The sequence below is a fragment of the Streptomyces cinnamoneus genome (genome assembly GCF_002939475.1).
GTDB lineage: Bacteria > Actinomycetota > Actinomycetes > Streptomycetales > Streptomycetaceae > Streptomyces > Streptomyces cinnamoneus_A.
This window is the reverse complement of record NZ_PKFQ01000001.1, coordinates 4,318,469-4,330,645: the sequence shown is the minus strand read 5'-3', so window position 1 is coordinate 4,330,645 and position 12,177 is coordinate 4,318,469. Positions and strand designations below refer to the sequence as shown.

Genomic DNA, 12,177 nt, shown 5'->3' with positions numbered 1-12,177 from the left:
GCCCGTCCGTACCCGCGCCGTCCTACGATGGCGGGCATGACCGCACAGCGCCGCCTCGTTCTCGCCTCCCAGTCCCCCGCCCGCCTCGGCCTGCTGCGCCAAGCCGGGCTGGCCCCCGAGGTCGTCGTGAGCGGGGTGGACGAGGACGCGCTGGACGCCCCCACGCCGGGCGAGCTGGCGCTGGTGCTGGCCGAGGCGAAGGCCGCGGCCGTGGCCGCACGGCCCGCGGCCGCCGGGGCCCTGGTCGTCGGCTGCGACTCGGTGCTGGAGCTGGACGGCCAGGCGCTCGGCAAGCCGGCCGACGCCGAGGAGGCCACCGCGCGCTGGAAGGCGATGCGCGGCCGCTCGGGCGTCCTGCGGACCGGGCACTGCGTCGTCGACACCGCCAACGGCCGCCGCGCCTCGGCGACCGCCTCCACGACGGTCCGCTTCGGGGAGCCGACGGACGCCGAGATCGCCGCCTACGTGGCCTCCGGCGAGCCCCTGCACGTGGCGGGCGCCTTCACCCTGGACGGCCGCTCCGCCCCGTTCGTCCGGGGCATCGACGGCGACCCGGGCAACGTCATCGGCCTGTCGCTCCCGCTGCTCCGGGATCTGCTCGCGGAGCTGGAGGTCCAGATCACGGACCTCTGGGCGCGGTGACGTAGCGGCTAGAGCGGCAGGGCGCTGGTCGCGCTGCCGACCTCCTTCAGCTGTCCCAGCTGGTCGAGCTTGCCCAGACCGTTGACGACGCCCGGGTAGAGGCTGGTCTCCGGCAGCTCGTGCTCGGGGGCCGCGGGCACGCCCTTCGGCGGCTGCACCCCGGCGGGCGCCCCCTGGGCGTACATTCCCTTGGGGCCGGCCTTCGCCGGGGCGGGCTTGGCGGGCGCCGGCTTGACGGGAACGGGCTTGGCCGGGGAGGCGCTCTTGGCGGGCGTGGGCTTGGCGGGAGCGGCCTTCGCCTGGGCGCCCTGCGCCGGAGCGGCCTTGGCCGGGGCGCTCTTGGCCGGGGCGGTCTTCGCGGGCGCGCTCTTCGACGGGGCCGGTGCCGGCTTCGGCGGGGCGGTCACCTTCAGGGGGCCGGCGCTCGACGAGGGCGGCGGCACCGGCGTCGGCGCCAGCGGATCGGCGACGACGGTGGCGGCGGAGGACATGGACAGAGCGGCGCCGGCCAGGGCGGCAGCGGCAGCAATGCGCTTGATCATGACTTCTTCAACGATGTCACGGCATATCGGTCACCCCCACCTCCCTCGGTCGAGGGGTTTTCCCGGGCCCTCCAAAACCCATACATTTCCCATAACTTCCCTTTAAATACTGCGAGTAATTACCCCGAGAGAGGGTTCGCCATGCCACAGTCCGTGGACCGTGCCCTGGACGTCCTGGACGCCGTCGCCGCGTCCGAGGGGCCCGTGCCCGCCAAGGCCCTCGCCCGGCGGCTGGACTGCGGGCTGTCCACGGTGTACGAGCTGCTGGGCACCCTCACCGCCCGCGGCCACCTGGTCCGCACGCCCGCCGGCTACGTGCTCGGCTACCGGGTGCCGTCCCTGCACCACGCCTTCCAGCGGCAGATGCGGCTGGCCGACGAGGTGCAGGAGCTGCTGGTGCGGGCGCGCCGGGCCGTCGGGGTGGACACCTACTTCAGCACCTACCGCGACGGCGACATCGCGGTGCTCGCCGGCACCGCCGCCGCCCACCCCGCCACCGGCGGCTTCACGCCGGGCAGGGACGCGGCCGCGCACGCCACCGCCCACGGCAAGGTGCTGCTGGCGGCCCTGCCGCGGGCCGCGCGGCTGCGCTACCTCTCGGCGGCCGGGATGCGGGCGATCACCCCCCGCACGATCACCTCCCCCGAGCGACTGGACGTACAACTGCGTCAGGTGCGCCGGGAGGGAAGTGCCGTGGAGGTCGAGGAGTCGGTGCCGGGGGTGGCCTGCGTGGCCGTACCGGTCCCCGCCGGTCCCGGCGGCGCCCTCACCGCGATATCCGCGGCACTGCCGCTGGCCGACTTCCACCGCCGCGGCGACCGGGTCACCGAGGCGATCCGTCATGTCGCCGCCGAGGCCGCCAAGTTCCAGGGCACCCACGACATCAGTCGCTCTACTGGCGGGTAGACCTGGGGGAAGAGGGTCCGCGACGAAGGCGAGGGCGCAAACTTTGCGTCACCCGTTCGTAGGGACTCCACAAAGAATCGGCACCGCCGCTTCGAGGCGCACGCCGAGACCTTGACCACACCATCACGCCACCGGCACTCGCGTATTCCCGGCGTACCGTGGAGGTTCCGGGGCCTTGGGCCCGTACTCGGCTCCCGCTTCACGCTCCGTGTGGGCAACGTCACCCCGGAAGTCGGGTCGGCACAGAGTGTCGCCTGTACCTAAACTCACCTTGTTTGAAGGAGGGAGCCATCGTGCGCAAGGTGCTCATCGCCAACCGTGGCGAAATCGCTGTCCGCGTCGCTCGTGCGTGCCGGGATGCCGGCATCGGGAGCGTGGCCGTCTACGCCGACCCGGACCGCGACGCGTTGCATGTCCGGGCCGCCGACGAGGCGTACGCGCTGGGCGGTGACACGCCGGCGACGAGCTACCTCGACATGACCAAGGTGCTTGCCGCGGCCGCAGAGTCGGGTGCTGACGCCGTCCATCCCGGGTACGGCTTCCTCTCCGAGAACGCCGACTTCGCCCAGGCGGTCATCGACGCCGGTCTGACCTGGATCGGTCCGCCGCCGCAGGCCATCCGGGACCTCGGCGACAAGGTGGCGGCCCGTCACATCGCCCAGCGCGCCGGTGCGCCGCTGGTCGCCGGCACCGCCGACCCGGTCTCGGGCGCGGAGGAGGTCGTGGCCTTCGCCGAGGAGCACGGCCTGCCGATCGCCATCAAGGCGGCCTTCGGCGGTGGCGGTCGCGGCCTGAAGGTCGCCCGCACCCTCGAAGAGGTGCCCGAGCTGTACGACTCGGCCGTCCGCGAGGCTGTCGCCGCCTTCGGCCGGGGCGAGTGCTTCGTCGAGCGCTACCTGGACCGCCCGCGGCACGTCGAGACCCAGTGCCTGGCCGACAAGCACGGCAACGTGGTCGTGGTCTCCACCCGTGACTGCTCGCTCCAGCGCCGCCACCAGAAGCTGGTCGAGGAGGCCCCGGCGCCGTTCCTCAACGACGAGCAGAACGCCGAGCTGTACCGCGCGTCCAAGGCCATCCTCAAGGAGGCCGGTTACGAGGGCGCCGGCACCTGCGAGTTCCTCGTGGGCCAGGACGGCACGATCTCCTTCCTGGAGGTCAACACCCGTCTCCAGGTCGAGCACCCGGTCACCGAGGAGGTCACCGGCATCGACCTGGTCCGCGAGATGTTCCGCATCGCCGACGGCGAGGAGCTCGGCTACGACGACCCGCCGATGCGGGGTCATTCCTTCGAGTTCCGCATCAACGGCGAGGACCCGGGCCGCAACTTCCTGCCCGCCCCCGGCACCGTCACCGCCTTCACGCCCCCCTCGGGACCGGGCGTGCGCCTGGACGCGGGCGTGGAGTCCGGCAGCGTCATCGGCCCGGCCTGGGACTCCCTGCTGGCCAAGCTGATCGTCACCGGCGCCACCCGTGAGCAGGCCCTCCAGCGCGCCGCCCGGGCGCTGGCGGAGTTCCAGGTGGAGGGCATGGCCACCGCCATCCCGTTCCACCGGGCCGTCGTCACGGACCCGGCGTTCACGGCCGACCCCTTCCGGGTGCACACCCGCTGGATCGAGACCGAGTTCGAGAACACCATCCCGCCCTTCGCCGGCCAGGGGGCCGAGGAGGACGAGGAGGCGGCAGGCCGCGAGACGGTCGTCGTCGAGGTCGGCGGCAAGCGCCTGGAGGTCTCGCTGCCCGCCTCCCTCGGCATGACGCTCGCCCGTACGGCCGCGGCCGGCGGTGCCAAGCCCAAGCGCCGCGCCGCCAAGAAGTCCGGCTCCGCCGCCTCCGGCGACGCGCTGGCCTCCCCGATGCAGGGCACGATCGTCAAGGTCGCGGTCGAGGAGGGCCAGGAGGTCAACGAGGGCGACCTCATCGTGGTCCTGGAGGCCATGAAGATGGAGCAGCCGCTGAACGCGCACCGCTCCGGCACCGTCAAGGGCATCACCGCCGAGGTCGGCGCCTCGGTCTCCTCCGGCGCCGTCATCTGCGAGATCAAGGACTGATCGCCGGATCGAGCTGATCCAGCACCCCGTCCGTCCCACGGGCCCCCGCCGCACCGGCCGGGGCCCGTGGGCGTTCGTGGTCCGGCCGCCCCGGCGGCCTGGCATCCTTGACTGACGGGGACTGTGGGCCCCAGGGGGTGTGCCACCCCCTGAGCCACCGATCGGGAGGACGGACGCAATGGCGACCGATGCGGCGCAGACGTCACCACGACCCATGCGCGCGGACGCGCGGCGCAACTACGAGCGGCTGCTCACGGAGGCCCGCACGGCCTTCACCGCGCACGGCACGGACGCCTCGCTCGAGGACATCGCCAAGCGCGCCGGCGTCGGCATCGGCACGCTCTACCGTCACTTCCCCAACCGCACCGCCCTGATGAGCGCGGTCTTCCAGGGCGAGGTCGACGGCCTGCTCGCCCGCTCCCGGGAGCTGCTGGCCTCCCCCGAGCCCTGCCGGGCGCTGGTGGCCTGGCTGCGGGCCATCGTGACCCACGCGGGCACCTACCGGGGCCTCTCCCGCGCCCTGATGGCGGCCCAGAGCGACGAGGCCTCCGCCATGTCCCGGTGCAGCCTGCCGATGCGGGAGGCCGGCGACACGCTGCTCACCCGCGCGAAGCGGGCGGGCGCCGTGCGCGAGGACGTGGACATCGCGGACCTGATGCAGCTGACCAACGCCATTTCGCTGGCGGCCGAACAGTCTCCGGACGACCCGGAGTTGGCCGACCGCCTGCTCAAGCTGACGCTGACCGGCATCAGGGCGTAGGCCCGGTATCACGCCCCCTCCCCCTCACCGCCGGCGTGGTGCCAGGTCAGCGACCCGGGCCGAGGGCTGCTCGCCCAGGGACACCGCGCTGCGCAGCTGGGCGCCCGGCGGGCCGCCCTGCCCCGGTCCGGGCGACTGCCCGTGGCCCAGGGGGAGGTTCCGGCGCTGTCCCGGCAGCGGCGGGACGTCACGGCGGCGGGCCGGACCGACCGCGTCGCCGTGCACCGTCCCGGCAGACGAGCCCGACCCCGCGCCGGGCCCCGCGACCGAGATGTGCACGCCCTGGTCGGCCAGGGCCTGGAGCTCCGTGGCCGCCCGGTCGTCGTGAGCCGGGGGCTCGTCGGTGACCAGTCGGGTGATGACGTCGGTGGGCACCGTCTGGAACATCGTGTCGGTGCCCAGTTTGGTGTGGTCGGCGAGGACGACGACCTCGGCGGCCGCCTGGACCAGCGCCCGGTCCACGCTCGCGGAGAGCATGTTGGACGTGGACAGGCCGCGCTCGGCGGTCAGCCCGCTGCCGGACAGGAAGGCGCGCGAGACCCGCAGCCCCTGCAGGGACTGCTCGGCGCCGCTGCCCACCAGGGCGTAGTTCGACCCTCTGAGCGTGCCGCCGGTCATGACGACCTCGACCCGGTTGGCGTGGGCCAGGGCCTGGGCGACGAGCAGGGAGTTGGTGACCACGGTCAGACCCGGTACGCGAGCGAGCCGGCGGGCCAGCTCCTGGGTGGTCGTACCGGCGCCGACGACGACGGCCTCGCCCTCTTCGACGAAGCTCGCCGCGAGATCGGCGATGGCCGTCTTCTCGGCGGTCGCTAGATGGGATTTCTGCGGGAAGCCGGACTCCCTGGTGAAACCGCCCGGCAGCACCGCACCGCCGTGCCGGCGGTCGAGCAGTCCTTCGGCCTCCAGCGCCCGCACGTCCCGCCGTACGGTCACTTCAGAGGTCTGGACGACGCGGGCGAGCTCACGGAGCGAAACCGCTCCGTTGGCCCGCACCATTTCGAGGATCAATTGACGACGTTCTGCAGCGAACACGAAACCGACAGTAACGCCAACGACCATCTGTTTTCAGCAGGTTGCAGCAATTAACGGAAGTTGTCCGCTCCGCGACCCGTGAGGTGGTAGAGAGAGCTGGAACGCGAGGTGCCGATTCGCTACGCCTCGCGTTGCGTCTTCCTCGTGTGCAACTGCCGTGCCACCTCGGCGATCGAACCGGACAGCGACGGATACACGGAGAACGCGTTTGCGATCTGTTCGACGGTCAGATTGTTGTCGACCGCGATCGAGATCGGATGAATCAGCTCGCTCGCCCGCGGGGACACCACGACGCCACCCACGACGATGCCCGTACCCGGACGGCAGAACATCTTCACGAATCCATCGCGAATGCCCTGCATCTTGGCCCGCGGATTCCGCAGCAGCGGAAGCTTCACCACCCGTGCGTCTATCAGGCCGTTGTCGACGTCGGCCTGGGTATAACCGACCGTCGCAATCTCCGGATCCGTAAACACGTTCGCCGATACGGCCTTGAGATTGAGCGGAGCGACCGCGTCACCGAGGAAGTGGTACATCGCGATCCGGCCCTGCATCGCCGCGACCGAGGCCAGCGCGAAGACACCGGTGCAGTCGCCCGCCGCGTACACGCCGGGGGCGCTCGTCCGCGAGACCTTGTCCGTCCAGACGTGCCCGGACTCCTTGAGCCGGACCCCGGCCTCCTCCAGGCCGATGCCGGCCGTGTTCGGAATGGAGCCGACCGCCATGAGGCAGTGCGTACCGGTGATCACGCGGCCGTCGGCCAGCGTCACCTCCACCCGGTCGCCGACCCGCTTGGCCGACTGCGCCCGGGACCGCGCCATGACGTTCATGCCGCGCCGGCGGAAGACGTCCTCCAGCACCGCGGCGGCGTCGGGGTCCTCGCCCGGCAGCACCCGGTCCCGCGACGACACCAGCGTCACCTTGGACCCCAGCGCCTGGTAGGCGCCGGCGAACTCGGCGCCGGTGACGCCCGAGCCCACCACGATCAGCTCCTCGGGGAGCTCCTCCAGGTCGTAGACCTGGGTCCAGTTCAGGATGCGCTCGCCGTCGGGCAGCGCGTCCGGGATCTCCCGCGGGTGGGCGCCGGTCGCGATCAGCACCGCGTCCGCGGCGAGCGTCTCCTCCGTGCCGTCGGCCGCCCGCACCACCACGCGCCGCGACCCGTCCGGCGCCTGCTGCGGCTCCAGCCGTCCGCGGCCGCGCATGACGCGCCCGCCCGCACGCGTCACCGACGCGGTGATGTCGTGCGACTGCGCGAGCGCCAGCCGCTTCACCCGGCGGTTGACCTTCCCCAGGTCCACGCCCACGACCCCGGCCGCCCGCTCCAGCGGCGGCGTGTCGTCGGCGACGATGATCCCCAGCTCCTCGTACGAGGAGTCGAAGGTGGTCATCACCTCAGCCGTGGCGATGAGAGTCTTCGAGGGCACGCAGTCGGTGAGCACCGACGCCCCGCCCAGACCGTCGCAGTCGACGACGGTCACCTCCGCGCCGAGCTGTGCGGCGACGAGCGCCGCCTCATAGCCGCCGGGTCCGCCACCGATGATCACGATCCGAGTCACGTATTCCATTGTTCCGCACCCATCGAAGCGGCTCCTTCCGGGGCCTCCCTTAGCGACGTTCCCGCCGATCCGTACGAACGTCGACGGATAGTTCCCCACGAACCTCCCTTCGAGATTGCCACCCCAAATGCCGTTCCGCCTCACTCCCGTACCCTCGGAAGCATGTCGCTCTACGCCGCGTACGCCGGCAACCTCGACGCGCGGCTGATGACCCGCCGCGCACCGCACTCGCCGCTGCGCGGCACCGGCTGGCTCAACGGCTGGCGGCTGACCTTCGGCGGGGAGCAGATGGGCTGGGAGGGCGCACTCGCCACGATCGTGGAGGCCCCGCGCTCCCAGGTCTTCGTGGCCCTCTACGACATCGCTCCGATGGACGAGGACTCGATGGACCGTTGGGAGGGTGTCGGCCTCGACATCTACCGGCGGATGCGTGTCCGGGTGCACACCCTCGACGGTGAGGAGCCAGCCTGGGTGTATGTCCTCAACGGCTACGAGGGCGGCCTGCCCTCCGCCCGCTACCTCGGTGAGATCGCCGACGCCGCGGAATCCGCCGGCGCCCCCCACGACTACGTCATGGAGCTGCGCAAGCGCCCGTGCTGAAGGTGACGATTGCGTCTCGTCGCAAAGCACAAAGCAACAATCGGAACACCGTGACCAGCGACATCTACGCGCGTAGGCCCTGAGCGGTTACCCTCGTCCGCGTGAACGCATCAGTTACTCCGGACATCCAGGCCGACCCGTACGCCGCGGCCAACGACGCCGCCGCCCGCCTGCGCGAGCTCACGGGCGCCGAGACCCACGACGTCGCCCTGGTCATGGGCTCCGGCTGGGTCCCCGCCACCGAAGCGCTCGGCACCCCCGAGGCCGAGTTCCCGGTCACCGAGCTCCCCGGCTTCACCGCCGCCGCCGTCGCGGGCCACGCGGGCACCTTCCGCTCGTACAAGATCAACGACAAGCGCGTGCTCGTCTTCCTCGGCCGCACCCACTACTACGAGGGCCGCGGTGTCGCCGCCGTCGTGCACGGCGTCCGCACCGCCGTGGCCGCCGGCTGCAAGACCATCGTCCTCACCAACGGCTGCGGCGGCCTCCGCGAGGGCATGCGCCCCGGCCAGCCGGTGCTGATCAGCGACCACATCAACATGACGGCGACCTCGCCGATCGTCGGCGCCAACTTCGTCGACCTCACCGACCTGTACTCCCCCCGTCTGCGCGCGCTGTGCAAGGAGGTCGACCCCACCCTCGAGGAGGGCGTCTACGTCCAGCTCCCCGGCCCGCACTACGAGACCCCGGCCGAGATCAAGATGGTCCGCACGCTGGGCGGCGACCTGGTGGGCATGTCCACCACCCTTGAGGCCATCGCGGCCCGCGAGGCGGGTGCCGAGGTCCTGGGCATCTCCCTGGTGACGAACCTCGCCGCCGGCATGACAGGCGAGCCCCTCAACCACGAGGAGGTCCTCCAGGCGGGCCGCGACTCCGCCGCGCGGATGGGCTCCCTCCTGGCGCAGGTCCTGCCGAAGCTCTGACCCCTCGGGTCACCACTGCCACACCCGTGCCGGGGGCCTAGCGCCTCCGGCACGGGCGTTTCCACCAGCTGGTCCGGACCGGACCCCGAGGCGGCCCGGCCCGGACCAGACCGAAGGCGACCGCAGCCGCCGAGCGAACCGGCTCTGACCGGCCCCCGAGGCGGACGGCGGCCCGCCGAGCGGACCGGCCCGAACCGGCCCCCGAGACGGCCCGCACCGCCGAGCGGACGGGAGGGGGCGGGGCGGGGTGGGCCCTGACAGGGGGCGTAAAGGGGTATGTGCGGCGCTCGCCGGGCACGCTTTACGCCTGGCGGGCGCCGCACATACCCCAGCCCCCAGAAGGGCCCACCCCGCCCCGCCCCCGGCCCCCGCCACGGCCTGGCCTTGGCCACGGCCACGGCTCTGGCCCCCGCCCCGGCCCCGGCCACGGCTCTGGCCACGCTCTGGCCACGGCCACGGCCCCACCACGCACCCCAAGCGACCCCCGACACCCCGGAGGAACACCGTGGAGCGAGACCTCATCGCGCAGGCCCAGACCTGGCTCGCCGAGGACCCCGACCCCGAAACCCGTGACGAGCTCGCGCGGCTCATCGACGCCGGCGACCTCACCGAGCTGGGCGACCGCTTCGCCGGCACCCTCCAGTTCGGCACCGCCGGCCTCCGCGGCGAACTCGGCGCCGGCCCCATGCGCATGAACCGCGCCGTCGTCATCCGCGCCGCCGCCGGCCTCGCCGCGTACCTCAAGAAGCAGGGCCACACCGGCGGGACCGTCGTCATCGGCTACGACGCCCGCTACAAGTCCGCGGACTTCGCCCTGGACACCGCCGCGGTCATGGTCGGCGCCGGCCTGAAGGCCGCGCTGCTGCCCAAGCCGCTGCCCACGCCCGTCCTCGCCTTCGCGATCCGCCACATCGGCGCCGTCGCCGGCATCGAGGTCACCGCCAGCCACAACCCGCCGCGCGACAACGGCTACAAGGTCTACCTCGGCGACGGCTCCCAGATCGTGCCGCCCGCGGACGCGGAGATCGCCGCCGAGATCGCCGCCGTCGCCAGCCTGAACGACGTGCCGCGGCCCTCCGCCGGCTGGGAGACCCTCCGCGAGGACGCCGTCGTCGGCGCCTACCTGGAGCGCACCGACGCCGTCCTGACCGCCGGCTCCCCCCGCGACGTCCGCACCGTCTACACCCCGATGCACGGCGTCGGCCGCGACGTGCTGACCGCCGCGTTCGCCCGCGCCGGGTTCCCCGCCCCGGACGTCGTGGCCGCGCAGGCCGAGCCCGACCCCGACTTCCCGACCGTCGCGTTCCCGAACCCCGAGGAGCCGGGCGCGATGGACCTGGCCTTCGCCACCGCCCGCGAGGCGGCCGCGCGCGGCGAGACGCCCGACATCATCATCGCCAACGACCCCGACGCGGACCGCTGCGCGGTGGCCGTGCCGGCTCCGGAGACCGTCGAGGGCTGGCGGATGCTGCGCGGCGACGAGGTCGGGGCCCTGCTCGCCACGCACCTCGTGCACAAGAGCGCGCGCGGGACGTTCGCCACGACGATCGTCTCGTCGTCCCTGCTGTCGCGGATCGCCGCGGCCGCGGCGGGCGCCTCGTACGAGGAGACGCTGACCGGCTTCAAGTGGCTGTCCCGGGTGGACGGCCTGCGCTACGCCTACGAGGAGGCGCTGGGGTACTGCGTCGACCCCGACGGGGTGCGCGACAAGGACGGCATCACGGCGGCGCTGCTGGTGGCAGAGCTGACGGCCGAGCTGAAGGAGACCGGACAGACGCTGAGCGACCTCCTGGACGACCTGGCGGTGGAGCACGGCCTGCACGCGACGGACCAGCTGTCGGTGCGGGTGGAGGACCTGTCGCTGATCGCGGCGGCGATGCGGAGGCTGCGGGAGCAGCCGCCGACCACGCTGGCGGGGCTGCACGTGGTGTCCGCGGAGGACCTGGCGAAGGGGACGGAGTCGCTGCCGCCGACGGACGGCCTGCGGTACGCCCTGGCGGGCGACGAGGCGGGTGCGGTTTCGGGGGCGCGGGTGATCGTGCGGCCCAGCGGCACGGAGCCGAAGCTGAAGTGCTACCTGGAGGTCGTGGTGCCGGTGGGCTCCGCTGCGGGCCTGGTGGACGCGCGGGGGCGGGCGGACGCGGTGCTGGCGGCGATCAAGACGGACCTGTCGCGGGTGGCCGGCATCTGACGCTGCGGTGCGTGCCGGTACGTGCGTGCGTGCGCGTGCGTGCCGGTGCGTGCGTGCGCGTAGGTGCCCCGGTGCGGGTGTGCCGGGTACGTGCCCGGTGCGTGCGTGTCGGGCACGCGGTGGGGCGGGGGCGGGGTGGGACGGGGCCTTCTGGGGGCTGCGCTCTTTGCGGTTCCTGGTTACGTGTCGATACGTGCCCCGCACTCCCGCAAAGAGCGCTTTACGCCCCCTGCCAGGCCCCGTCCCACCCCGCCCCCTCCCGCCGCGCGGCAACTACCGCCCGGTGGGAGTGGGCCACCTCACCCCGCCCGTCAGGCCAGGCCCCCCAGCCCCGCCAGCAGCGCCAAGCCCACCAGCGACGGCACGATCAGCTCGAACGCCCAGCGCACCGTCGGCACCCCCTGCGCACCCTCCCGGGACGCACCCCGTTCCGCGAGTTCCCGGAGGTCCTCGATCGCCTGGTCGGACGGTGCCCGCAGCAGCCCCGGCGAAGGGGCCGTCGAGGACACCGTCCCCGTCACGTCCTCCGCGGCGGCCCGCGCAGCCGACCGCGCCGCCCGCTTGCGCTGGCGGAGGGACACGGGGATCGCCCACAGCTGGTACTTCGCGCCGCCGGCCAGCACCTCACTGGAGTAGCCGGCCCGGACAGCCTCGACGGAGGCCCACGGCACCGTGATCGTGCGGAAGGGGTTGCGCACCAGCAGCCGGTCCTCCCCCGCCCACACCGCCGGCCGCACCGTGAAGGCGATGATCAGCGGCACCGCGAAGAGCAGGCCGGCCAGGGCGAGCCAGGGCGTGCGGCCCTCGCCGCTCACGATCGCGTCGCCCCCCAGCCACGCGGCCAGCGCGAGGAGCAGGACACCACTGCCGATGCCTGCCGAGGAGCGGTAGCACCGCTCGGCGAATTCCGGTGCTGCCTTCGGGTCGCTCGTCATGCCGCCGATTGTGCCCCACACTGCGCGGGCGCCCCG

General features: G+C 73.0%; 11 protein-coding genes. 7 read left to right on the top strand and 4 right to left on the bottom strand.

Annotation, left to right across the window (positions count from 1 at the left end; genetic code table 11):
- The first annotated feature begins 27 nt into the window (after positions 1-27).
- A complete protein-coding gene (locus CYQ11_RS19115; RefSeq protein WP_099201529.1) occupies positions 28-642 on the top strand; it encodes a Maf family protein in 615 nt (204 codons plus the stop codon).
- A gap of 8 nt (positions 643-650) precedes the next feature.
- On the opposite strand, the gene CYQ11_RS19110 is transcribed toward CYQ11_RS19115, so the two are convergent.
- Positions 651-1,184 (bottom strand): hypothetical protein, encoded by a 534-nt coding sequence (locus CYQ11_RS19110; protein WP_099201530.1) that lies wholly within the window; start codon positions 1,182-1,184, stop codon positions 651-653.
- A 141-nt stretch (positions 1,185-1,325) separates the two neighbouring features.
- On the opposite strand from CYQ11_RS19110, the gene CYQ11_RS19105 reads away from it, so the two are divergent.
- The 3 genes from CYQ11_RS19105 to CYQ11_RS19095 all read left to right on the top strand — a co-directional run bounded on the left by CYQ11_RS19105 (position 1,326) and on the right by CYQ11_RS19095 (position 4,898).
- Entirely contained in the window at positions 1,326-2,090 is a 765-nt protein-coding gene (locus CYQ11_RS19105; RefSeq protein WP_099201531.1) for an IclR family transcriptional regulator, read from the top strand.
- A gap of 293 nt (positions 2,091-2,383) precedes the next feature.
- A complete protein-coding gene (locus tag CYQ11_RS19100; RefSeq protein ID WP_099201532.1) occupies positions 2,384-4,138 on the top strand; it encodes an acetyl/propionyl/methylcrotonyl-CoA carboxylase subunit alpha in 1,755 nt (584 codons plus the stop codon).
- A gap of 214 nt (positions 4,139-4,352) precedes the next feature.
- Positions 4,353-4,898, top strand: coding sequence for a TetR/AcrR family transcriptional regulator (locus CYQ11_RS19095; RefSeq protein ID WP_099201533.1), 546 nt, complete (start codon positions 4,353-4,355; stop codon positions 4,896-4,898).
- Between the two features lie 24 nt (positions 4,899-4,922).
- Here the strand turns inward: CYQ11_RS19095 and CYQ11_RS19090 are convergent, their stop codons facing one another.
- Together CYQ11_RS19090 and CYQ11_RS19085 are read right to left on the bottom strand one after the other, a co-directional pair.
- Positions 4,923-5,897: a DeoR/GlpR family DNA-binding transcription regulator gene (locus CYQ11_RS19090; RefSeq protein WP_240003618.1), complete on the bottom strand. Its 975-nt coding sequence runs from the start codon at positions 5,895-5,897 to the stop codon at positions 4,923-4,925.
- A 155-nt stretch (positions 5,898-6,052) separates the two neighbouring features.
- A complete protein-coding gene (locus CYQ11_RS19085) occupies positions 6,053-7,501 on the bottom strand; it encodes an NAD(P)H-quinone dehydrogenase (RefSeq protein ID WP_099201535.1) in 1,449 nt (482 codons plus the stop codon).
- Between the two features lie 153 nt (positions 7,502-7,654).
- Between CYQ11_RS19085 and CYQ11_RS19080 the strand changes: the two genes are divergently transcribed.
- From CYQ11_RS19080 to CYQ11_RS19070, 3 genes are all read left to right on the top strand, one after another.
- Positions 7,655-8,092: a gamma-glutamylcyclotransferase family protein gene (locus tag CYQ11_RS19080; RefSeq protein ID WP_071965776.1), complete on the top strand. Its 438-nt coding sequence runs from the start codon at positions 7,655-7,657 to the stop codon at positions 8,090-8,092.
- Between the two features lie 101 nt (positions 8,093-8,193).
- Entirely contained in the window at positions 8,194-9,015 is an 822-nt protein-coding gene (locus CYQ11_RS19075) for a purine-nucleoside phosphorylase (RefSeq protein WP_099201536.1), read from the top strand.
- Positions 9,016-9,520: 505 nt separating this feature from the next.
- The gene (locus tag CYQ11_RS19070; protein ID WP_099201537.1) at positions 9,521-11,206 is read left to right on the top strand and encodes a phospho-sugar mutase; all 1,686 of its coding nucleotides are present in this window, start codon (positions 9,521-9,523) and stop codon (positions 11,204-11,206) included.
- 311 nt (positions 11,207-11,517) lie between these two features.
- On the opposite strand, the gene CYQ11_RS19065 is transcribed toward CYQ11_RS19070, so the two are convergent.
- Positions 11,518-12,141, bottom strand: a complete 624-nt coding sequence (locus CYQ11_RS19065) for a PH domain-containing protein (RefSeq protein ID WP_099201538.1) — start codon at positions 12,139-12,141, stop codon at positions 11,518-11,520.
- Positions 12,142-12,177: the final 36 nt, after the last annotated feature.